27 protein-coding genes are annotated in these 23,121 nt (G+C 33.6%); 5 read left to right on the forward strand and 22 right to left on the reverse strand.

What is annotated here, in order from left to right; all coding sequences use genetic code 11:
* Nucleotides 1–2 precede the first annotated feature (2 nt).
* Nucleotides 3–944, forward strand: coding sequence for a tRNA modification radical SAM protein MnmL/YtqA (gene mnmL, locus J2S15_RS00065; RefSeq protein WP_307404269.1), 942 nt, complete (start codon nucleotides 3–5; stop codon nucleotides 942–944).
* Nucleotides 945–966: 22 nt separating this feature from the next.
* Here the strand turns inward: mnmL and J2S15_RS00070 are convergent, their stop codons facing one another.
* Nucleotides 967–1,479, reverse strand: a complete 513-nt coding sequence (locus J2S15_RS00070) for an NUDIX domain-containing protein (RefSeq protein WP_307404271.1) — start codon at nucleotides 1,477–1,479, stop codon at nucleotides 967–969.
* Nucleotides 1,480–1,756: 277 nt separating this feature from the next.
* On the reverse strand, nucleotides 1,757–2,518 hold the full coding sequence (locus J2S15_RS00075; RefSeq protein ID WP_307404273.1) for an HAD-IIA family hydrolase: 762 nt from the start codon (nucleotides 2,516–2,518) through the stop codon (nucleotides 1,757–1,759).
* A 99-nt stretch (nucleotides 2,519–2,617) separates the two neighbouring features.
* Here J2S15_RS00075 and J2S15_RS20285 point away from each other — a divergent pair, with 99 nt between their 5' ends.
* Nucleotides 2,618–2,974 (forward strand): prepilin peptidase, encoded by a 357-nt coding sequence (locus J2S15_RS20285; protein WP_370872477.1) that lies wholly within the window; start codon nucleotides 2,618–2,620, stop codon nucleotides 2,972–2,974.
* On the opposite strand, the gene J2S15_RS00080 is transcribed toward J2S15_RS20285, so the two are convergent.
* From J2S15_RS00080 to sufC, 6 genes are read right to left on the reverse strand one after another with little or no spacing between them, the layout of a single operon-like run.
* Nucleotides 2,971–3,501 carry a 5-formyltetrahydrofolate cyclo-ligase gene (locus J2S15_RS00080; RefSeq protein WP_307404276.1) on the reverse strand — a complete coding sequence of 177 codons (531 nt, stop codon included), beginning with the start codon at nucleotides 3,499–3,501 and terminating at the stop codon, nucleotides 2,971–2,973. The two genes, J2S15_RS20285 and J2S15_RS00080, sit on opposite strands and share 4 nt — an antisense overlap.
* 5 nt (nucleotides 3,502–3,506) lie before the next feature.
* The gene (gene sufB / locus J2S15_RS00085) at nucleotides 3,507–4,907 is read right to left on the reverse strand and encodes a Fe-S cluster assembly protein SufB (protein WP_307404280.1); all 1,401 of its coding nucleotides are present in this window, start codon (nucleotides 4,905–4,907) and stop codon (nucleotides 3,507–3,509) included.
* A gap of 1 nt (nucleotide 4,908) precedes the next feature.
* Nucleotides 4,909–5,349 (reverse strand): Fe-S cluster assembly sulfur transfer protein SufU, encoded by a 441-nt coding sequence (sufU, locus tag J2S15_RS00090; protein ID WP_307404282.1) that lies wholly within the window; start codon nucleotides 5,347–5,349, stop codon nucleotides 4,909–4,911.
* An 11-nt stretch (nucleotides 5,350–5,360) separates the two neighbouring features.
* Nucleotides 5,361–6,590 carry an aminotransferase class V-fold PLP-dependent enzyme gene (locus J2S15_RS00095; RefSeq protein WP_307404284.1) on the reverse strand — a complete coding sequence of 410 codons (1,230 nt, stop codon included), beginning with the start codon at nucleotides 6,588–6,590 and terminating at the stop codon, nucleotides 5,361–5,363.
* Nucleotide 6,591: 1 nt separating this feature from the next.
* Nucleotides 6,592–7,377 carry a SufB/SufD family protein gene (locus tag J2S15_RS00100; protein ID WP_307404286.1) on the reverse strand — a complete coding sequence of 262 codons (786 nt, stop codon included), beginning with the start codon at nucleotides 7,375–7,377 and terminating at the stop codon, nucleotides 6,592–6,594.
* The gene (sufC, locus tag J2S15_RS00105) at nucleotides 7,377–8,180 is read right to left on the reverse strand and encodes a Fe-S cluster assembly ATPase SufC (RefSeq protein WP_307404288.1); all 804 of its coding nucleotides are present in this window, start codon (nucleotides 8,178–8,180) and stop codon (nucleotides 7,377–7,379) included. Before sufC ends, J2S15_RS00100 begins: the two co-directional genes overlap by 1 nt.
* A 380-nt stretch (nucleotides 8,181–8,560) precedes the next feature.
* Between sufC and J2S15_RS00110 the strand changes: the two genes are divergently transcribed.
* Genes J2S15_RS00110 through J2S15_RS00120 form a run of 3 tightly spaced genes read left to right on the forward strand, consistent with a single transcriptional unit; the run spans nucleotide 8,561 to nucleotide 10,911 of the window.
* A complete protein-coding gene (locus tag J2S15_RS00110) occupies nucleotides 8,561–9,586 on the forward strand; it encodes a peptidylprolyl isomerase (RefSeq protein ID WP_307404291.1) in 1,026 nt (341 codons plus the stop codon).
* A gap of 12 nt (nucleotides 9,587–9,598) precedes the next feature.
* Nucleotides 9,599–10,510 carry a peptidyl-prolyl cis-trans isomerase gene (locus J2S15_RS00115; RefSeq protein WP_307404293.1) on the forward strand — a complete coding sequence of 304 codons (912 nt, stop codon included), beginning with the start codon at nucleotides 9,599–9,601 and terminating at the stop codon, nucleotides 10,508–10,510.
* 5 nt (nucleotides 10,511–10,515) lie between these two features.
* On the forward strand, nucleotides 10,516–10,911 hold the full coding sequence (locus J2S15_RS00120; protein ID WP_307404296.1) for an HIT family protein: 396 nt from the start codon (nucleotides 10,516–10,518) through the stop codon (nucleotides 10,909–10,911).
* Between the two features lie 20 nt (nucleotides 10,912–10,931).
* Here the strand turns inward: J2S15_RS00120 and J2S15_RS00125 are convergent, their stop codons facing one another.
* The 14 genes from J2S15_RS00125 to J2S15_RS00190 all read right to left on the reverse strand — a co-directional run bounded on the left by J2S15_RS00125 (nucleotide 10,932) and on the right by J2S15_RS00190 (nucleotide 23,037).
* Nucleotides 10,932–11,651, reverse strand: a complete 720-nt coding sequence (locus tag J2S15_RS00125) for a tyrosine-protein phosphatase (RefSeq protein WP_307404298.1) — start codon at nucleotides 11,649–11,651, stop codon at nucleotides 10,932–10,934.
* A complete protein-coding gene (locus tag J2S15_RS00130) occupies nucleotides 11,644–12,801 on the reverse strand; it encodes a M20 metallopeptidase family protein (protein WP_307404300.1) in 1,158 nt (385 codons plus the stop codon). The genes J2S15_RS00125 and J2S15_RS00130 overlap by 8 nt, the downstream gene beginning before the upstream one ends.
* Nucleotides 12,802–12,825: 24 nt before the next feature.
* Nucleotides 12,826–13,290: a GNAT family N-acetyltransferase gene (locus J2S15_RS00135; RefSeq protein ID WP_307404302.1), complete on the reverse strand. Its 465-nt coding sequence runs from the start codon at nucleotides 13,288–13,290 to the stop codon at nucleotides 12,826–12,828.
* 102 nt (nucleotides 13,291–13,392) lie between these two features.
* Entirely contained in the window at nucleotides 13,393–14,334 is a 942-nt protein-coding gene (locus J2S15_RS00140) for an NmrA family NAD(P)-binding protein (RefSeq protein WP_307404304.1), read from the reverse strand.
* An 87-nt stretch (nucleotides 14,335–14,421) separates the two neighbouring features.
* Complete coding sequence (locus J2S15_RS00145) at nucleotides 14,422–15,309, reverse strand: LysR family transcriptional regulator (protein ID WP_307404307.1); 888 nt, start codon at nucleotides 15,307–15,309, stop codon at nucleotides 14,422–14,424.
* Nucleotides 15,310–15,416: 107 nt separating this feature from the next.
* Nucleotides 15,417–16,091: an AIM24 family protein gene (locus tag J2S15_RS00150; protein ID WP_307404308.1), complete on the reverse strand. Its 675-nt coding sequence runs from the start codon at nucleotides 16,089–16,091 to the stop codon at nucleotides 15,417–15,419.
* 118 nt (nucleotides 16,092–16,209) lie between these two features.
* Nucleotides 16,210–16,743: a ribosome hibernation-promoting factor, HPF/YfiA family gene (gene hpf, locus J2S15_RS00155; RefSeq protein WP_307404310.1), complete on the reverse strand. Its 534-nt coding sequence runs from the start codon at nucleotides 16,741–16,743 to the stop codon at nucleotides 16,210–16,212.
* 117 nt (nucleotides 16,744–16,860) lie between these two features.
* Nucleotides 16,861–17,829 carry a zinc dependent phospholipase C family protein gene (locus J2S15_RS00160; protein WP_307404312.1) on the reverse strand — a complete coding sequence of 323 codons (969 nt, stop codon included), beginning with the start codon at nucleotides 17,827–17,829 and terminating at the stop codon, nucleotides 16,861–16,863.
* A gap of 58 nt (nucleotides 17,830–17,887) precedes the next feature.
* Nucleotides 17,888–19,327: a DUF2779 domain-containing protein gene (locus J2S15_RS00165; RefSeq protein ID WP_307404314.1), complete on the reverse strand. Its 1,440-nt coding sequence runs from the start codon at nucleotides 19,325–19,327 to the stop codon at nucleotides 17,888–17,890.
* 21 nt (nucleotides 19,328–19,348) lie between these two features.
* Nucleotides 19,349–20,293, reverse strand: coding sequence for a helix-turn-helix transcriptional regulator (locus J2S15_RS00170; RefSeq protein WP_307404316.1), 945 nt, complete (start codon nucleotides 20,291–20,293; stop codon nucleotides 19,349–19,351).
* Nucleotides 20,294–20,310: 17 nt separating this feature from the next.
* The gene (locus J2S15_RS00175; protein ID WP_307404317.1) at nucleotides 20,311–20,661 is read right to left on the reverse strand and encodes an ankyrin repeat domain-containing protein; all 351 of its coding nucleotides are present in this window, start codon (nucleotides 20,659–20,661) and stop codon (nucleotides 20,311–20,313) included.
* A gap of 102 nt (nucleotides 20,662–20,763) precedes the next feature.
* On the reverse strand, nucleotides 20,764–21,243 hold the full coding sequence (coaD, locus tag J2S15_RS00180) for a pantetheine-phosphate adenylyltransferase (protein WP_307404319.1): 480 nt from the start codon (nucleotides 21,241–21,243) through the stop codon (nucleotides 20,764–20,766).
* A gap of 4 nt (nucleotides 21,244–21,247) precedes the next feature.
* Nucleotides 21,248–21,793 carry a 16S rRNA (guanine(966)-N(2))-methyltransferase RsmD gene (gene rsmD, locus J2S15_RS00185; protein WP_307404321.1) on the reverse strand — a complete coding sequence of 182 codons (546 nt, stop codon included), beginning with the start codon at nucleotides 21,791–21,793 and terminating at the stop codon, nucleotides 21,248–21,250.
* Nucleotides 21,793–23,037: an FtsW/RodA/SpoVE family cell cycle protein gene (locus J2S15_RS00190; RefSeq protein WP_307404323.1), complete on the reverse strand. Its 1,245-nt coding sequence runs from the start codon at nucleotides 23,035–23,037 to the stop codon at nucleotides 21,793–21,795. Before J2S15_RS00190 ends, rsmD begins: the two co-directional genes overlap by 1 nt.
* Between the last annotated feature and the right edge of the window lie 84 nt (nucleotides 23,038–23,121).

Below are 23,121 nucleotides of genomic sequence, written 5' to 3' on the forward strand. Positions count from 1 at the left end.
ATATGAAAAATCCATTTATTTATAGTAATGACAACAAAAGATATCATACTTGGAACTATTATCTGAAACAGAAATATCATTCCAAGGTTTTTAAAGTACCATTAAATGCCAACTTCAGTTGTCCTAATCGTGATGGAACCTGTGGTGTAGGTGGTTGTACATTCTGTACCAGTTTAGGTAGTGGTGATCAGGTACAAGAAATGTTTGAACCATTAGATATTCAATATGATGCAAACTTAAAGGTGATGAAAAACAAATGGCCTCAAGGAAAAGGGTTTGCCTACTTTCAGGCATATACAAATACGTATTGCTCATTAGAGACATTAAAAGAAACAATTGAACCATTTTTCTATAAAGAAGATGTATTGGGTTTATGTATTGCAACACGTGCAGACTGTTTAGAAGATGAAAAAATTGAATACCTTAATAAACTTGCGCAAGAGAAAGAAATATGGATAGAATTGGGATTACAATCTATTTATGATGAAACAGCAGCACGAATCAATCGAGGCCATACCTATGCAACATTTGTTGATTGTGTAGAACGATTAAAAAACACAGATCTTAAAATCTGTGTTCATCTCATGAACTCACTACCCAATGAAACTAAAGATATGATGATTACTTCCGCTAAAACGATTGGTCAATTACCAATTCACGCAGTAAAGATTCACATGCTTTATTTAATGGAAAACACAGTATTAGCAAAAGAATATCTGGAACATCCATTCCCTTTGCTCAGTAAAGAAGATTATATTGATGTTGTTGTAAGACAACTTGAATATTTACCAAAAGAAATAATTATTCAGCGATTAACTGGAGATGGAGTCAAAGAACAACAGATTGAATCTTTTTGGATGTTGAATAAAACAGTAGTATTAAATGATATAGATAAAGAAATGGTAAAACGTAACACATACCAAGGAAGAATGTTAGAAAAATAAGAGCCAATGCGATTGCATTGGCTTATCTATTTTCAATATAAAATTTTAGTGCCATTAAATCTCTTCGCTGCACTAACTCATTTGCAGTGCGCTTACTGTAAGTATTCAGCTTTTCAATTGCTTCCTCTTCGCTGTAAGCTTCCGTCCCCTGCATCAATGTTTCTTCTTCAACACTGCGATTTTCTCCACCAACATAATCTTTCAATCGAATAACAAAATAAGTAGATATTGTTTCTCTATTTAATACATTATAGTGATCAACAATATATCCTAATTCCCTTTCAATTGTACAGCTATAACCAATTTCTTCACGAACTTCTCTGATAACTGCTTCTTCTAAACTTTCCTCATTCTCAACACCACCACCAATTGTCTCTAGATGATCTCTCATACCTAAAGCATCTGTACCCTTAATTCGCAGAAAAACTAATTCATTGTTTTCGTTATACGCTATGCAACGCACCGTCCAACGTTTTGTGTAAGGTTCTCTTGTTCTCTTCCTAAATACTCGATCCTCTAATATAGCAATTAGCATAAGTGTTTCTCCTTTTCTCGATTAAATTAAAATAAGAGACATTCGCATGCCTCTTAATCGATCTTTCGTAACTAATCTGGGGAGAAACTAATCATTTCTCTATGGGTGGGGAAGAAAAACGACTAGGCGACTAATCACGAGGCATCACTACCTAATAAAATGATACCAAATTTTAAAAATAAGTCAATAAAGCGCTTACATTTTGAGCCTAATTTATGAAATTTTCTTTATTTTTTGTCATTTTATTACGTTTTTTATACTATTTTTATTATATTTTTTATTTGATTTCTATATCATTTAATGACTGAACTGTCTTTGTAGGATGAACATTTAGACGTTCAATGTCTTTTTCAGTGTGTACTCCACTTGTTACAAATATGGTTTCTACACCAAAATCTACACCTAATTTGATTTCAGTTTCTAAGTTATCCCCTACTAGAATAGCATCATCTTTTGAGATATTTGCATATGCCAATACTTCATCCAAGATTGGTTTATGTGGTTTTCCTATCTGCGCACTCTTCTGTCCTGTAGCATATTCAAACAATGCAACAACACTTCCGTTCCCTACATTAAATCCATCATCTTTTGCCAACAAACGATCTCCATTGGTACCAATTAACTTTGCGCCATTTAATAGATGGGTTAACGCTTTGGAATACTTCTCATAAGTTCCTTCTTTATCCAATCCAACAAAGACAAAATCTACATCTTTATCCGTAATAGTAAATCCATTGTTTATAAGAGCTTCTTCTAACCCATCTACTCCGATATAATATGCATTTCGCTTATCACTAGTTTTGGCGATATACGAAGCTGCAGCCATACTAGAAGTGAAGAAATCTTCTTTCTTTAATCCTTTGAATCCAATATTCTCCATATGTTGAACATTTTGGATTCCCGTACGTGTTGCATTGTTCGTTAAAAAGATATAGTTATCACCATTCTTCTTTATACGCTCTAAAAATTCAATTGCACCTTCAATAATCGTGCTTCCTTTATACATTGTTCCATCTAAATCAATTAAATATGTTTTCATATAAGTCTCTCTTTCACTCCAAATAATCATAACATAAAAAGGATTTTCTGTTAACCAAGGTAATGTATAGATATGACAACTTTAAATATTTTAATTTTTATGATTTTACTTTGCGCATCGATACAAGACTTAATCTCCTATATGGTGTATGATTGTTTCTTTGTAGCACTTTATTTGTTACTTCTACTTCACAATGAAATTACATTTGAACTAGTAAGTATTACCTTATTATTTATTCTTTTATTTAGCCTGTTCTACATCAAAAATATGATTGGAGGTGCTGATATTAAACTTTATATCTTTATTCTTTTATTTTATGGTTTCACATTCTTTACGTATACACTAATCCTTTCAAATATTTTGGGCTGTATCTTCTGTATCTTTGCCAAGAAAAAAAGAATCCCATTTGTGCCATTTATAGCACTTGGGATTCTTCTAAGTTATTGTTTAATTTAGCGATGATAAACTTTCTTTTCGCTAATAATGTAATCCAAACGGATATCAAAATCTTCAACTGGAACTTCATCCAATTTCTGAACTTCAAAGGCAACCCCAATTTTAATTGCTTTGGTTTTTGCCAGGTAGCGATCAAAATATCCTCCACCTTGTCCGATTCGATTTAGTTTTTCATCAAACCCTACTAAAGGTACAATGATTACTTCCAAATTCTTTGGTTCTATATGATAATCTGAGGAAGGTTCTAGAATACCGTACTTTCCTTCTTGTACATCATTTAAAGATTCAATTTCATAGAACTCCATATCTTCTTTATTGACTACAACTGGCGCAAAAAAACTACGATCCATCGCTAACAGTGCGGTTACATCAACTTCACCAGACATTGGGATATAGATACCAATGTTCTCATACTTGGAAACTAGTGGAATCAATTTATCAACTACATCATGTGAATAATTCATTAACTCTAACGTTGTTAGATTTTCTCTGCGTTCTTTACATACCTTTCTCAGTTCATTTTTCATATTGTCTACCCTATCGATCCTTCCATATCCATCTTCAGCAACTGGTTTAATTCAACTGCATATTCCATTGGTAATTCTCGAGTAAATGGTTCAAGGAATCCCATAACGATCATTTCTTCAGCGTCTTCTTTGGTAAGTCCTCGACTCATTAAATAAAATAACTGTTCTTCACTGATTTTTGAAACAGTAGCTTCATGTTCAATTGTAGAACTATTATTTTCAACAATATTTGTAGGAATCGTATCTGATCTACTTAATTTGTCTAATATAAGTGTATCACATTCCACTTTACTTTTCGCGTTTTTTGCATTTTTTGTATGCCATACAGTTCCGCGGTAGTTTACTTCCCCACCTTTTTTAGATACTGATTTGGAAACAATACTACTAGAAGTGTTTGGTGCAAGATGAATCATCTTAGCTCCAGCATCCTGAATCTGATTGGAACTGGCAACAGCAATTGAAATTGTTGTTCCTTTTGCATATTCTTCCGCTAAGATACAAGCTGGATACTTCATGGTAATACCAGAACCAATGTTTCCATCAATCCATTCCATCGCACCATTATAAAGCACTTTCGCACGTTTGGTAACAAGATTCAAAATATTACTACTCCAGTTCTGCACTGTTGAGTAACGACATTTTGCATCTTTATGCACAATAATCTCTACAACTGCAGCATGGATACTCTCTTTTGAATAGATTGGTGCAGTACATCCTTCTACATAATGTACTTCAGCACCTTCATCAACAATAATCAAGGTTCTTTCAAACTGTCCCATACGTTCAGAGTTAATTCTGAAATATGATTGTAGTGGTTTATCCAACACTACTCCTTTTGGAATATAGATAAAACTACCACCACTCCAAACCGCACTATTTAATGCAGCAAATTTATTATCTGTATATGGCACAACAGTTCCAAAGAATTTCTTGAATAACTCAGGATGTTCTTTTAGCGCACTATCGGTGTCTAAGAAGATAACTCCTTTGTCTTCCACTTCCTTTAACATATTGTGATACACCGCTTCACTTTCATATTGCGTTGTAACACCTGCCAAGAATTCTTTCTCAGCATCTGGTATTCCTAAACGATCAAATGTATCCTTGATTGTATCAGGTACATCTTCCCAGTTGTTTTCCGTTTTTTCACTAGGACGAATATAATAGGTATAATCTTCAAAATGAAGTTGTTCGAGTGAAGGTCCCCAATTTTGAATTGGTGTCTTTTCAAAGTGTTCAAATGCTTTTAAGCGGTATTCTTTCATCCACTCAGGTTCATTCTTAATCTCTGAAATTTCTTCTACTATCTTTCTTGTAAGACCTTTGTTGGTTTTATATATACTAATATCTTCATCATGAAAACCATATTGATATTCATCATTTAATTCTAAGTCTTTATTATTCATGCTACTTCTCGCTTTCTTCCATTATCTGCTCAATAGCATCCCAGCCGATTGTAGCACAATGAATACGATTTGCCTGTCTTCCAACATTTTGAAAAGCAATTGCTTCTTCAAGTAAATCTTCATCATATGGTTTCTCATCAATCATATCACGATAGTTCTTAACGATTTCTTTTGCTTCGTCAATTGACTTATCATTCAGCAGTTCCGTCATAATTGATGTTGCAGCTGTTGATATTGTACATGCAACTCCATCAAAACGAATATCTTTTAATTTACCATCTTCTATAAGTGCCTGTACTTCAATATCATCAATACAAGAGTCACTTGCCATATGTTTACTCAGATAGCGATCATCTTTTACTAATTCACGATTCCGTGGATATTTGTCATGATCCATAATTATCTGACGTAATACCATTGGGTCTTTCATCATATCATTCATGAGTTTACCTCCTAAAAGAATACATCTAAGAAAGTCTCTGGTGTAATTTGTGAACATACTTCAATAAAGTAATCCACTTCTTCCTTAGTGTTATAAAAATACAAACTTGCACGTAATGTACTAGGTGTATCTAAAAAATCCATTAATAACTTTGCACAGTGTTGTCCACTGCGTAAAGAAATACCTTTATCACTGAAATAAGTTGCAGCATCTTGTGAAAATACATCTTTGATGTTAAATGTCACAATTCCACTGTCGCTCTTTTCATTATATATAATTACATTATCTAATTTCTTCATTTCCGAGATCATATATGCACGTAAATCACTTTCATATGATTGGATATTTTCAATTCCAATCGAAGTGATATATTCAATTGCTGCCTTCAAACCTAATGTAGCTTCAATTGCTGGAGTCCCAGATTCAAATTTATATGGTGGATTCTTCATTAATAAGTTTCCACACATATCATATCTGGCATTACTTCCTCCACCTAACATCAATGGATCCATCTCTTCCAGAAGTTCATATTTTCCATACAATACTCCAGAACCAGTTGGTCCACATAGCTTATGAGCAGAAAATGCAAAGAAATCACAATCCAAATCTCGCATATCTACTTTCATATGAGGTGCTGACTGTGCTCCATCAATCACAACGATAGCTCCATAAGAATGAGCAATCTTGCAGATTTCTTTTACATCAATTGTACATCCCATTACATTGGTAACATGTGCCAGTGATACAATCTTCACTCGATCATGCATAGCTTGCTTAAACTTTTCAATACTAACACAACCATGTTCATCTAGTTCAATAAATTCTAGCTTTGCTTTATTAGTTTCACATGCATGCATCCATGGAAGATAATTAGAAGCATGTTCTGCTTCATCGCTGATGACAACATCACCTTCTTTTAATATCTTCTGTGCATATCCATATGCAATCTGATTAAGTGCCAGACTAGTACCGGATGTAAATACTACTTCTTTACGATCACAATTAATGAAAGAAGCTACGGTATCTCTTACACTCTCATATAAAGTATCTACCTGGTAACTAAGTTCATAATCACCACGGTGGGCATTTACACTATATTTCGTATAGTAGTCAGTTACTGCCTGAATTACAGCATTTGGCTTGAATGTCGTTGCGGCATTATCAAAATAAACCAAGTCAAATCCTTTCTTGGATTTATTCTCAAACATCGGAAAATCTTTACGAATTGCCTCTACGTTCATATTATAACCCCGCTCTGCTACGAATCTTCTGTGTTAACATCTCTTTTGTTTCTTCTCTATCCAAGATTTCTGAAATAGGAAGTAAATAAGATAATGTAAGTAATTCTCTTGCTTGTTCTTCTTTAATCCCTCTACTTTTTAAGTAGTATAAGTAATCATCATCCATTTTCCCCATACTGTTGGCATGGCTTGCTGCAACATCATTCTCATCAATTAATAAGACTGGGATTGCTTCACTTCTCTGATGATCGCTTGTTGTGAGGATTCTGCTCATTTGGTGTGACTGACTTTGGTAAGCACCTTTTTCAATCGTTCCACATGCACGAATCTTATAATCTGCATTCTCATTACTGATTTCAAAATTCTTCATTTCACTATGCGTATGTGGTGCATGATGAATGCATTCAATATCATAACGCTTTTTTGCATTTGTAATTGAACTCTTCACAAGAGTTACACTTGCACCTTCTTCATCCAAATGAGATTGAATATTGATCATTGAAGTATTTTCATTCAATTCATAAAATCCAGCTTGTATATTTGAATCTCTTTTCTGATGAATTTCTAAATCCATTTGAAGATCATCACATTCGTTCATAAACAAAACATTACAACGACTTCCTTCATCTAGTGTAATCTGACCTTTTATCTTAAGGTTTCCTTTTTCATTAAGCAACAATTCAATCTGCTTATTCTTTTCAACCATAATATGAAAGTCAGAAGTTACCTCTAGTTCATGATAGCCATCCAGTTCAAATGTAACGTCATTCACTAGTTGTGTGCTCATTAACGTTTCGCTCCACAATTTTCCAGAGAAACAACTGGTTTCGCAGCTGGACGATCCACACCATATTTCTCATATACCCATTCATATCCTTCACTATCAATTTTCGATACTAAATCATATCCACCAGTTTCAACGATTTTACCATCCAATAATATATGAGCATGTGTTGGTTTTAACAAATCTAAGAAACGTTCATAGTGAGATACAATTAATAAGGACATCTCTTTATCTTCGTATAATTCAGATACTGCATCAGCAACTACTTTTAAAGCATCCACATCCAGTCCTGAATCAATTTCATCTAACATTGCAAGTTGTGGTTTCAATAACTTCATCTGAATAATTTCATTACGTTTCTTTTCACCACCTGAAAAACCTTCATTTAAGTTACGGTGTGCCATCTCACTCTTCATTCCAAGATCTTTGACCGCACCTTCCATCTCTTCAATGAACTTAAATAAAGCAATTGGTTTATCCAAACGTGCATTGATTGCAGCACGTAGGAAATCTGAATTGTTTACACCAGGAATCTCAGCAGGATATTGCATCCCCAAGAAAACACCAGCACGACTACGTTCATCAACTTCCATTGATAAAACATCTTTCCCATCTAAATATATTTCACCTGAATCAACATGAAACTTTGGATCTCCCATAATCGTTGATAACAGAGTACTTTTCCCCTGCCCGTTTGGACCCATTAATGCATGAATTTCATGAGCATTAATTTCCAAATTAATTCCTTTTAAAATTTGTACATCATTGATACTGACATATAAATCTTTTATAACAAGTTGTTTCATAATAAGTTTTTCATCCTCTCATTAGTTAATTTTATCTAAGGTTGCTAGTCTCTGCAATGCTTATGACTACATTTATCAAATACTACTCTTACAACACTAACAATAAAACCATTTCTTTATTATACAACAAAATAGAAAAAGTGTGTTATGAATATGCCATCATTTCACTATTTTCTTCAATAATATTCATAATATTATGTGAATATTTCCACCTTCACGTAAAATTCACATGGCTATTATAGCATAGTTATGGTTATTGAGAATTATCATAAATTGTTTCTGATTACGGTTTTTTCAAGAATACTAGCATTTATGAGCATTTTCAATTATAATATATAGGCGCATATTAAGTGCAGACAAAAGATATTTAGGAGGAAAACATGAGTTACAATATTAAAGATATCTTAAAGAAATTCTGGTTTGTAATATTGGTTGGGGCTATTTTTGTCAGCTTCGCAATCTTCTTTGCTTGGGATACAAACAAAGATACTATTGGAGCCAAGAGTTCAAAAGGAAAAGATGTTATCTTTACACTTGCTAACAAAAACTATACAGCAGACGCATACTATACTGACTTATTTGAGACGATGGCTAGCGATGGAACTGCAACAAGCGGTGTTCAGTTAGCATATACATTGCTGGAACGTAGTGTAGTTGATCAAAGTGTAAAAGCAACTGATGAGATGGAGAAAAGTGCAAAAGATACTTTCGAATCAGTAGAAGCATCTTACAAACAAGCATATGGTGATGAGTACGAAGCTACAATTACACCACAACTTCAACAATTAGGTTACGATGGAATCGATGACTTCGAACAATTTTTCTTAGATCAAGAAAAGAGTTCAAAATTAGTTAGTGATTACATTGAAGAACATAAAGAGTTATTTGATGAAGTTTATGAAGAAAAATCACCTAGAGTTATTTCTCACATCCTAGTGTCAATGAGTGATCCTGACAATCCTAGTGATACTGAAAAAGCTCGTATGGAAGAAATTGATAAAGCACTGAAAGATGAAAGTTTCGGTAAAGTAGCAAAACAATATTCTGATGATACTGGTTCAGCAGAAGAAAATGGTAGTTTAGGAATTCAATTAAAAGATGGAAGTCTTGTTGAAGAATTTGAAGATGCTGCCTGGAAATTAAAAGATGGTGAAGTTAGTGGTTGGGTAAAAACTAGTTATGGTTACCATTTAATTAAAGTAAATACTACTTCTAAAGAAAAAATGTTAGAAGATGAAAAATACAAAGATTCATTATCAACAGTAATTCAAAGTTACTATCCAAACTTAAAGAAACAAATCGTTTGGGGTAAAGCTGAAGAACTAGGTGTAAAAATTAAAGATGAAGATTTAAAAACAGATTTAATGAAATACATCGGTGTTGATGAAGAAAAGACAGAAGAATAGGAGGATACAAAAATGAAGAAGAAATTAATGGCAATATTTTGTGGATCCCTATTAGTCCTAAGTGGATGTAGTGATGCTACAACAACTGTTCAAAATGATGATAAAGTATTAATTACAGTTGGTGATGATGAAATTACCAAAGGTGATATGTATACAGGTTTGGTTGCTGCAGGTAATATTACTCCTGTATCTACTAAAATGAGTGAAATATTAGTAGATAAGGTTGTTCCAGTTACTGATGAAATTGAAGAAAGTGCAAAAGAAACTTTAGCAAGTTATAAAGAATCTTATGGTGATGACTGGGAAAAGACTTATCAAGGTTATGGATATGACACAGAAGAAGATTTCTATAATGATGTAATATTATTAAATGCAAGAGTTACAAAATTAACGGAAGCATATGTAAAAGATAACTTTACTGAATTAGCAAAACGTTTCAAACCACGTAAAGCTGAAATTATTGAAATCACTGATGCTGATAAAGCTGAAGAAGCTTTAAAAGAAGCGAAAAAAGATGATGCAGACTTCGCAAAGATTGCAGATACTTATGGTGATAAAACTACTTACAATGGTAGTGAAGCAGTTTATAATACACACAGTGGATTAGCTGATGTATTATGGAACAATATTTCTAGCGTAGAAAAGAATAACACTGTAGTTGATAAAGTATTACAAGATACTACAAGTGGAACTTACTATATCGTAAGAGTAACAAATGTAAGTCCTAAGAAATTTAAGGAAGAAGCAATTGAATCAATGAAAGATATTACTATTGATACTTCAACAACTGATGAAGATGGAAATACTGAATTATCTCTTGCTGATCAAGCATTCCAATACTACTTACAAAAGTATGATTATTCAATTCATGACATTAATGTTTATGAAGCGTTATTATCATCAAGTAAAAAATACGAGAGATAAGCACTATGTGTATATTCTGTAAAATTGTAAATAATGAGATTCCTTCTTATAAGATATATGAAGATGATCACGTTTTAGCTTTCCTGGATTTATCACAGGTTACAAAAGGTCATACCTTAGTAATTCCTAAAAAACATTATGGTAATTACTTGGAATGTGACAAAGAAGATTTATGCAGAGTAAATGAAGTTGCACAGAAAATCGGAAATGATTTAATGAAAAAATTAAATTGTTCTGGTATGAATATTCTAAGCAACATCAACGAGGTAGCAGGACAAAGTGTATTTCACTTTCACATGCATGTGATTCCCCGCTACTCTGAAACTGATGACTGCGTGATTGAATTCAAAGAAAGTCCAAAACAGGATTTAGATAAACTTCATGAATTATTGACAAAGTAAAAGCCGAAATTTCGGCTTTTTTATTTTTTTATTATTTTTTTAGGATTGATATTAATATAAAGGTCTGCTCTTTCTTTGCCATAATGTTTACTCACATAATCATACACATCGCTCAGAACAGGATTACGTGTTGGTGTAGCTCGATGAGCATCACTACCTATTATATCTACTAAATCATCCTCTAAGAGCTTTAACGCAAAGATGTTGGCTTGTTTCATCTTATCCAATTGAAGAATACTCGTACGATTCACCTGCATTAAACATCCCATCTTGCGCCATGTACGAATAATATCATAATCATCATGCACCCATTCATAACGCTCAGGATGAGCAACAACTGGTGTAATTCCTTTTGCGATTACTTGTCTAAGATATTCAGTAGGATTATCCATAGAATTTTTAGTCCAAGAAAATTCAACTAACATATACTTATTGGCATTGTTATAAGTTACAAACTGATTTTTTTCTAATAACTCAATTGTTCGATGGTTAAAGAAATTCTCTGCACCAATTACAACAGTAATTGGTAAATCATAATCTTTAATCAACTGATGTAACTTATCCAGTGCAATACTTAATGTCTCTAGTGTATTCGGATATAGCGGATGTTTGATATGACTAGTAGCAACAATTGTCTCTACTCCATCTTTCACTGCTGCTCTTAGCATATCCAAAGACTGTGAAGCAGTAGCAGAAGCATCATCAACTCCCCATAAGATATGACAGTGAGAATCAATCATGATAAGTACCCATTGTTTCAAGAATACGTAAGTTTGTTTCAATTACATTCAACAATACTTTTTCATCAAAATTATAAGTAGCGTTGTGAAGATGCTGATCAAATTTTTTGCTTCTTGTTCCAATAAAATAAAACAATCCTGGCACTTCTTTTTGGTAGAATGAAAAATCTTCTGCAGCCATTTTTGGATCTACTACATACAACTCTTCACCTACTGCTTTTTCCATTACATCAAATAAGTCATTATCATTTTCAACAACCAGATAATAATCAATTACCTCAATATCTGCTTTTACACCAAAGGAAACTTCCATTCCTTTTCCAATTTCATAAATCCGTTGTTTGATTAATTCATATGTTTCATCATCAAAAGAACGCATAGTTCCTTCCATCACTACCTCTTCAGCAATAATGTTTTCAGCAGTTCCTCCATTAAAGGAACCTATCGTAACAACACCACTCTTAAGTGGACTGACATTTCTCGCAACGATTGACTGCAGCTGTGTCACAAACCATGAACCTGCCACAATAGCATCATTTCCTAATTGAGGCGTAGCTCCATGGGTTCCTTTACCAGTAATGTGTACACGAATTTCTCCATTACGTGCCATTAGTGGGCCAGGACGAGTCGCAATAACCCCTTCATCTACTTCACCCATTACATGAGTTCCAAAGATTGCCCGCATTGGATACTTCTTAAACAGTCCATTCTTAATTAGTATTTCAGCTCCTCCAGGACCTTCCTCAGCTGGCTGAAATACAAAGGTAACTGTTTCACTAAGTTTCTCTTTATTCTTAGCCAAAACCTTTGCAAGCCCCAGTAACGCTGCCATATGGCCATCATGACCACATGCATGCATATATTCATTCTTTGACTTGAAATCAATGTCATTTAATTCAATAACTGACAATGCATCCATATCAGCACGAAACCCAACACTTGATGCACTATTTTCAACTCTTAATTGTGCAATTATTGCATTTTCCATTAACTCTACATCTAAATCTTCAAAACCAAAAGATGTTAACTGTTCCACAATATAGTCTCTTGTCATTGGAACTTCTAAACGAATTTCTGGATATTGATGCAGATGACGTCGATATCCCTTTACATCTTCTTCTAATGCTTTTACTTCCTCACGTATGTCCATTGTATTACCTCTTTTCTCTCTATCCTATATATTCAAATATTTAACTAATAATAAACATGGATTTGCTTCATCCCATAACGTAGGAAATGTTTCTAATGGAACAAACCCTACACCTTCATAAAACTTTCTGGTTTTCGCATAACTTTCATCTGATGAAATCTCTGATAATGTTTTTACCTGCAAATAGCAGATATGATGCTCTACACACCACTTCTCACATTCACTCACAAGCTTTCTGCCAATTCCATGACGATGATAATCACTCTTTACACCCATTACAGTTAGTTCAGCACTTTGCTTGTAGTGCTGTTTGATGGCAATAAACCCTACTGGAGTATCTTTATCAAAATAAGCAAACATAAACGTATCTTTACTTTGATCTACATACTCTTGTTTGGATTCTTCAATTCCAAACCATGCTGGTAATGCATCTAAAATCTGTTGTGTAATTGTTCTCTTTTCATCATTACTATCAATAAACCTTATCATATAAATCTCCATATTAACTCTATTAGTATAGCACAAATCCTGTACTTATATAAAGTTAGCCAACCAAAACTTTTACACAAAAGAAAAAAGGTGTTTCCACCCTTAATCATCTGTTGAATTTCTTTGTCCTACTTGGAAGTCATCACTATTGGCAAACATCTGTGCTAAGCTAATTGGTTTTGAACCAGTAAGTTTTTCAAAGTCGTTTGAATGTTCAGACATTTTATCTAAACGAATTGCTCTGGCAAAGGTTACCATTCCATCACTTGAATATGGCGCTGGTGAATCATCCTCAAAGTTTCCATCGGTTGTTCTAGGAACTCCAATTGCATCAAAAGCAGCATATACATCTTCTTCTGATACATCTTTTACTTGAATGTTAAGTCCTGTCTCTTTGTTTCCAATTGCTACAAATTCATGTAACGTAAGTGACTCCAATCCATTGATATTTAAAGTTGCTTTATGTAATGACTCATCAGCAAGTGCATACATAGCAGCCTTTGCACAATCTTTTCTGGAGATATAAGACATTTTACCATCACCTTGACAACTCATCATCATATTACCTGTATCAGTTGCACTGAAATAGCTGGTAATCATTGCTTCAGCATATTGTGAGTTTCTTAAGAATACATAATCAACACCTGTACTCTTTACATACTCTTCAGTAAATGCGTGGTCAATCTTTTCAATACTTGGGTTTTCTGGATCTGTAGCATTTACTAGAGAAGTATACACAACTTTTGATACTCCCGCTTTGATTGCTGCATCTACTGCATTCTTATGTGCATTCTGACGCTTTATACCAACAAATGGTGATGAGATAACTAAGATTACATCTCCACCCTTAAAAGCCTCTGCTAAGCTCTCTGGATGATTGAAGTTTGCAACTCTTGTATCAAATCCTAATTCTTTATATTTCTTTAATCCTGCTTCAAAAGGACATGTGTAAATTAAATCTTCTTTTTTCACTAGTTCTGTTATGTGATCAGCAACAAAACCACCAAAATTACCATCTACTCCTGTAACTATTATTTTAGCCATAAACTACCTCCTGTTTTATAATTTAATAATACCAGTTACAGATAAGAAAAAAAGAAGTCAACTTCTTATCAACACTATAAGTATTTCTTATAATGATGAGAAATAAGTAATAACTTCTTTTAATAGCATATTTACTTTATCATTTATATTTTCTTTATGAATTCCAACACAGAAATCGGCGTGATGATGACTATTCTTGATTGGTATTTTTACTAGTTCACTTGTCTCTATTACTTCTTCAGCCACAAACGCAATTCCTTCATTCAACTGAACTGCAAGTAACAGTTCATCTAATTCATCAAATTCTTTGATAATATTTGGTAATACTCCATCCAACTTAAAGGAATAAATAAAATCATCATAGAAATGATTCCCAATATTCTTTGACAACGATACAATTGGATAATCACTGATATCCTCCGGTGTAACTTCTTTAAGGTTTGCCAATGGATGATGTTTTGCGCAAACCATACATACATGCATTGGAATTAATTTGTGATAAGAAATATTATTTCTTCCTTTAAAATCATTCTCAATACCAAAGGCAATATCCAACTTCTTATCTTCTAATAAATCAATACAGGTAATAAAATTATATTTCTTAACATTTACATCAATACTCTCCAAAGACTTTTTAGCACGTTCGATAATCAAAGGTAAATGCTTTTTCTCATATGGTCCTGTAATTCCTATTTCTATTTGATTCTTAGAAATGGAAGCAATTTTCTTCGATTGTTGTTCAATGTTTTGATACAGCGATAGTAAGTTCTTGCAACTTTCATAATAGTATCTTCCAGCATCGGTTAATGTTGGTCGATAAGTTTTTCGATCAAATAAAAGAAATCCTAGTTCTTCTTCCAGTTTATCAATTTGTTGGGATACTGCTGACTGTGAAACATAATGTTTCTTTGCAGCACCAGTAAAACTTCCCTCTTCTACTACGGACATAAATATCATAATTGAATGTTGAACCATATGATCACCTCGCTATAATAATATCACAAATTAAACAACTCTATCTATGTTCACCAAATGAAAAGCTGGTCATCTCTAACCAACTTTCTAGTTATATTAATATAAAACTATTTCGCACTTGGCAAGAATGGTGCTAATGTAGCTGCTAATCCATTCATTGTCATTGTTTGAACCGTTACTTTACCTGGACCATATACCACTGTATCAAATAAACCTTCTCCACCAAGAACTTTATTCTTAAGTCCTTTTACGGATTCAATTTCCATTCGACATGTTTCATCCATCAATGCAACAACTCCTGTATCACATACTAGTTTTTCGTTATCTGCTAATTCATATTCTTTTGCATATCCATCAATTTCAACAAACGCCACTCCTGGACCTGTAATCTTCTGCATGATGAATCCTTCTCCACCAAACAAACCAGCTCCAAATTTCTTCTGAAAGAAAACCGATAGTTCAACACCTGCGCTAGCTGCTAAGAATCCTCGTTTTTGCACAACAATACTTTCACCAGCTCCTAGTTCTAAAGCACGAATGGAACCAGGAAATGATGCTGAAAAAGCAACCTGTGATGCTGTATTAGCTGTATAGTGACTTAAGAATAAGCTTTCTCCACTAAACATACGCCCAAGCATTTTACCTGCTCCTCCACCTTTGGTTTCGGTTGTGATATCACCTTTCACCCATGATCTTCCACCATTTTCACTAATCATCCCTTCACCAGCTTCTAAATCACATAAGACAACTGATAATGGTTCTCCTTCGATTGTATACTTCATATTTGCTCCTCCCAACTCTTTTTATATTGAGTTACTGGTTTCATCATATCATAAAATTATCTATTTTAATTCATATATTTTCCAAAAAAAAGACACTCAGTGAGTGCCTCTTAATCTGCTATTCTGTTTCGATACAACCGTATCCACCGTTGTCACGTTTGTAAACTACTGCAACATCTTTTGTTTCGTTATCTGTATAAATGAAGAATGAATGTCCTAACATTTCCATTCTCATAATTGCTTCATCTACATCCATAAAATCCGGAGCAATTGTTTTTGTACGAACTACTTCTTCATCATCTGCACTTTCATCTTCAGGAATATCTTCATCGATGAATGCCATTGCTAACTTGTCTTTACCTTTACGTGATAATCTTGTTTTTTGTCTTCTGATTTGGTCTTCTAATTTATCGATGACTAAGTCAATCGCAGCATATAAATCTTCATGCGTTACCTCTGCTCTCAATACTGCAAACTTAGTTGGAATTGTTACCTCAATCTTTTGCCCTAACGGATAAACTCGAACCACTACATGTGCTGTAACATCATCATCTATGATGAAGTACTTTTCAAGAAAATTAAGTTTTGTTTCAACTTTCTCAGCGATTGCTGGTGTTACTGTAATGTTCTTTCCATAAATTTGTACTTTCATAATAAGTACCTCCTTCTTCTTTGATTATATTATAACCAATCTACCCTGAAAGAATAGTCTTTATTTCATGGTAAATTATGGTATAATGTAGGTGCTAAGGGGCATTCACTGCCCTTTTTATTTTTCATAGATATCATCCATGTATAAACGCTTCATTTTCCCTTTTACTCCATTTGAATAAGAACGATCATCGATAAAATCCAATAGCGGTTTTATCGGTTTTTTTTCTAATGCATCAAAGAGTAATGGCAGTCCAATGCTTGCATTATGCATTGCCTTTTGAAACAGTTCATCTTCACTTTCGTTTGATACCTCTCCAGTACAAGGGTGTTTCCATTCCCTTTTCTCAATGTTCATTACATCGTATTGCGTATCAATATCAGGAGTTACAACATTTCCACTTAACCCTGGTTTTCTGGTAATAAACTCAACAACTTTTAATAAACGATATTTAATCTTTTTAGGATCATATAAATACTTTTGAGCTTTTTCCCAATCTTTTAATGCCTGTTTAATATCTTCTTTGCTTACATCAATATCCAAACAGTCCTTTACTGCATTTACATACACTTCACCAATTGCCTTTGAAGAATATCTACTTCTTCGGCAGATTCGAAATGTTTCATATGTTTTAATCGTTTCATTACGATAGTTTTTTAAATTAATTGTATCCATCATTGATTCAAAACGATGATGATGCATCTTACTGTTGGTTTCACCAAATCCAGTAAAATATACAACATAGGGATGCATAACACTGTCTAACTGCCAATGTAAGTAGTGGCCAATGATATAAGTTGCCATTGCATCTTTGTATGGTCCTGCTTTTTGTTTGTGATAGGTTTCTACTGCACTTTTATAAAATGCATTGATTTTCTTTCGGTGCAGTTCACTACCAATATCGGATATACGCATATCTTGTTTTTTATAAATAGGAAACGCTCCATGGAAAAAAAGAAAATCTGGGCCATTCGTTCCGATAAGATATTCCTTTTTGTGTTCATTGATTATTTCTCTATATTTTTCATCTTTTATATCTTTATAAACTTCTTCACAGAAGATTGCATGTGTAATAATATTTGGCATCTTTCACCTCACTGATATTATAGCATAGCTAATTTAAAATCACCTTAGAAAGGCATGACTAATACTGCTTTAAAATCCAATGATAAACCAGATACATAGCATAGGTATCCATGGCACAATACTTAAGTAAACTTTCAATAACTGCTGGATCTGCATCATTTTCTAAATTGATATAACTTCTTACTGCTTCCATCCCGTGTGAAATTTCTAAATCATCATAAGAATAGTCAGTAAAAATAGAAACTAACTTCTTAAGTGAATACATTCCTGCCATGCGATTATCATAGATCAAACCAGAACTGAATGGAATTGCTAAGTCTATCATTCTCTCCCATATCTGTTGGAGTTGTTCTTTGTATTGAGGAAACTGTTCTGCTAATTGCTTTAAACGCAGTTTCTCAGCACCTTCTACGTTATAGCACATCACACTTCCCTCTTTTGGTAAATGTTCTATCAGATGCTGTATAAATGTCTCACGACAATCATTCTTACCTAAAAATTCTTCATGGCGTAAATTACCATCTTTATCTTCTATATGAAGTGAGTATTGGAAGGTAAGTACATCATAAGGATGCATCAAATCATATGGAGGAAAAGCAAAGGTTTCCCATTCAAAGTCCAAATAAGAAATTGGATATTGAATATCCTTAAAAAAGCCTTCCACTGCCATCTTATCAAAGAACAACTTGCCACTCTTTGCCGCCATATACTGTGCAAACTGATGACGTGTTCCTTCAATTTCACTAAAGTCCAATTGATTAATCGTATGAATTCCCTGATCATATAAATCAAATTTCTTTGAGGAAGATACCAAATGATAAATACTTGTATCACCTTTTACTCCAAAACATGAATCAAAATAATCACATTTATTACGACGTGTACATATATTCGTACGTTCCTTTTCAATATGCTCCATCTGTAATGTTTCGTCCATCTTTTTTAGAATTGGCGAAAGATTACGTTTACGATGTTTAATCAAAGAACTGATTTTATTGTTTGGTCGATTACGGTCATTGTATAAGAAATCATCAATTTGAAGCAATTCATTTAAATCTAGTTCACCTTTACGACAATAATTTGCATTTAAATGCGATACTTTACGACCAACAACCTTAATACCTAACTTATTCAATACCCATTCATTATCTGCCATTGTCTGAGCTTCACTCTCTTTAGGAAAACAACTGGCATAAGTATAATACAAAAAGTAACCATCACTCTTTTTTACCATGATTGGTATTTTTACGCGTAAGTCTTCATATTCAAAACGAGTACTTACAAATACATCATACTTATCTTCGTTATCAAAGAATACATCATTGGTATTGTTTGGTTGACCTTTTAGGTAATTATCAATTCCTAAGCGCTTTAGTGTCAGTTCTAGAATATTTTCATTGAACGTCACATATGCTTGAAAAGGCTGAGGGGCTCTTTTTGTCCACCACAGCAGTTTTTCACAACGTTCAAATTTTTTTATGTCTGAAATATGTTTCATGTATAACCTCAACGAAGAATATTATACCATATATTGTTTTAAAGATTTCGATAAAATATCAATCACTTCATCTTTTAAGGAATCTGGACTTAATATTTTACAGGAATCACCTAAGGAAAGTACAAATTCTAAAATCTTCATTTTATTCTCCATCGTGAACTTTAAGTACAGTTGATTCCCTCTTTGTTTCTTCTCACAAAGGATACCAATTTCCTTCTCATACAACAAAGTTGCCTGCTGTCCACTGATTAGAAGCTCCACCTCATATGTTTCTTTTAAAATATTCTGTTTCCCTATATAATTATGAATATTAAAGTCCGTATCACGCGAAAACACTTGTGTCGTCTTTACTACATCTTTCATTCTTAGTGATGAAATCTTAAACGTTTTATACAAGTGTGATTTATTGGCAGTTATATCATAACCTAATACATAGTTTCCATCATCGCTGTATACAAGCTCATAAGGCTGTATACGGCGTGTTTCATAAATATTAGCTCCCAGTTTACGATAACTGAATTCAACACAGAGATTGTGCTCTTTCGCGTCCATAAACAGTTTTGAATATCCTTGTTCTTCGTGATTAAAGGAAGTATGAAATAAATAATGAATATCTTGTGAACCTTTAGGGTCTCTTAAGTTATTCTTTATCTTCATAAGTGCATGATCAAACTGCGCTACCTGATGAAAGTTAGCAGTATGTAGATATCTGGAAGCATCATTAAGTGCCATGATTTCCGCTTCATCCAAGGCAATTGTTGGAATCAGTGAATTTTCATCCAAACGATATCCACCATATTTTCCGCTCACACTCTCAATCATATATCCTGCGGTTTCCAATTCTTTTTTGAATTCAGAAACATTGCGAATATTAGTTTCAAGATATTCTGCTAATTCTTCTCTTGAAACCAGATCCTTTGCTTTCAGATAATTCAACATTTTAATCGTAAGTGCACTTCGATTCATTTCATACCTCCTATTGTTTAGTGTTGATAGGCTACAGAACTCGGTGCAAATCTTGAAGGAAATTCTCCAAATGTTTCATTTGGAACAAACTCCTTAGGAACTACTCCCTGAAATACTAATGGCCAAACCATGTTTCCTAGCCCATACTCAAGAGCAAATCCTAATGCTTCTGATTGTTGAGAAGCTCCATGTGATATTAATAAATCAACGATATCAAGATTTTGGTTATATACTGCATGAACCAGAATTGGATATCCATTAAAAATCCAGTTTGGATCCGCTCCATTGATAATGGCATTCTTTACCATACCAGTATCACCTTCCCATACACCATTTAATAAGTCCTTTGCTAATAATGTTTCTTTCATGTCGTCATCTCCTTTTGTATGACTACAGTATAAACACTATTGTTACATTATTCATGTTACAATCTGAAGTTATCTTTGTAAAGAAAAACAGTCCTAAGACTGTTACTTTTGATACTTTAATTTTAATTTTTCAATTACATATGCATCCGCAAACCCTGATACATCTTCACCAAAGGATGCGATTTCCTTTACCGTACTACTTGATAAAAATGAGTATTCCGGTTTCGCCATAAAGAAGCAAGTCTCAATATCATCATTGATCCACATATTCGCTGTTGCATTACGCAACTCATACTCATAATCCAGTACCGCACGAATTCCACGAATCATTACTTTTGCATCTTTCTCTTTTGCATAATGAATACTTAATCCTTCACCAATATCACATGTTACATTATCAAGTCCTTTACAGCACTCTTTTAACATATCCAAACGTTCTTCTTCACTAAACAGATAGTTTTTATCCGGATTGCGCATCAATACAACAATCACTTCATCAAATACACTGGCAGAACGTTTAATGATATCTAAATGTCCTTTGGTAACTGGATCAAAACTTCCAGGATAAATTGCTCGTTTCATAATCTTACTCTCCCTTGAAATAGGTAATCTTTGTTGACCTATAATCCTTTTCCTTCGTTTTCTTTAAACTTCCATACTGATCTTTCAACGCTAAATCACTCTTGCTTTCACAAATAAGAATACAGTTAACATTCAACATCTCTTCATTTACTAAAAACTCAATGATTTCATCATAGACATCCATCGCATATGGAGGATCTAAATAAACAAGATCAAACTTCATATCTGACAATCTTTTTAACACACTACTATAATGTCCCTTTATGACTTCGACATTCTTTTCTTCCTTTAATGCTGCTACATTTTTCTTGATCACTTGAATTGCTGCAAAGTTATTATCAATCACATAGGCTTTGTTCATTCCTCTTGAGATTGCCTCTAAGGCTATTGCCCCACTTCCACCAAATACATCCAGCATACTACCACCCTCAAAAAATGGTCCTATACTTGAAAATACAGCTTCTTTAATTTTATCGCTGGTAGGTCTTGTTACATCGCCATTCAGGCTTTCTAAGAAGCGTGAACGATGTTTACCTGCAGTAATCCTCATCAAAACGGACTCCGTTTCTCAACGGCTCGTTTGACCTGATTCTTAGTCATTGCAATAATGGACTGACAAACTCCAAGCATCATGGATATTGCAAGTAAGGAACTACCACCTGAAGAAATAAATAATAATGGTACTCCAGTCAATGGTAACAACGCACTAACTCCACCTACATTTAAGATAAAGTGCAGTGAGAGATATAAGGCACATCCAACCAAGATTAGCCGGTAACCATCACTCTTTGTCTTCTTGGCATAATAGAATAAGCGATATAAGATAAGGGCATATCCAAGTACAATAACTAACAATCCAAACAATCCTAGTTCTTCAATTGTAACTGACAATATAAAGTCAGTATCAGCTTCTGGTAAGTAACCATACTTCAGTTCACTACTACCAATACCTAATCCACTCATACCTCCATTGGCAATCGCATACAAACTATAAACCAAGTTATATCCAGTATCATAAATATCTTCAAATGGATTTGCGGCATTGATAAAACGTTTCACCTTATACCCATCACCTAAGACAGAAGTTAATATTTTCATCCCAAAATCTGTCATAACTAAAATCATTGCAATGATTACGATAAATAAACCAATCTTTACCAGTTTCTGAGCAGGTGCTAAGTTCCCATGAGAAGGAATAATAAAACAAGTAAAGAATAATAAGAATAAGATAATTGCAGTCCCCATATCGGGTTGAATAATAATAATCGCTAAGAACGCTAAAAAGAATAACGTTGGTCGCTTCATATACGTTATTAAGTCAACTTTTGCAGCACCAAAATGATTTACAGTTAATCCCATCAGGATAACTAAATACACTTTCGCAAACTCACTTGGCTGAATCGTTCCTAATCCCAATGGCAATTGAATCCACGCTTTCGCTCCATTAACCGCCGGGAATGCAAGTGTAGCTGCCAACAAAATAACTACAAATACACCGACCATAGTAAATAACTGATTAAAGTTCTTTTTTCGTTTCCACTTAAAAAAATTAACAGCCAGCTTTACCATCATGAAATATGACAAGATAACAAAGAGCAGCTGCTTAATTATTGTTCGAATTACCACATCCGATTGAATCACCTGTTCTCCACCAACCGTAATGACACTTTGTCCAACACTGGTAGAAACAACCATGATGCTTCCAAACAACATTAATAATATTACACAGGCATGAATTGCTTTGTCATATCCGCCTGGCATTTTTAATTGAAAAAATTGTATAATTCTCTTCACATAATCACCTAAGTAATATTTTACCTCATTTTTCATGTTTTTGAAATATTTATATTCTATTTACTTCCATTCTTGTAAAATTTT

This window comes from Breznakia pachnodae (genome assembly GCF_030814225.1).
GTDB classification, from domain to species: Bacteria; Bacillota_I; Bacilli_A; order Erysipelotrichales; family Erysipelotrichaceae; genus Breznakia; species Breznakia pachnodae.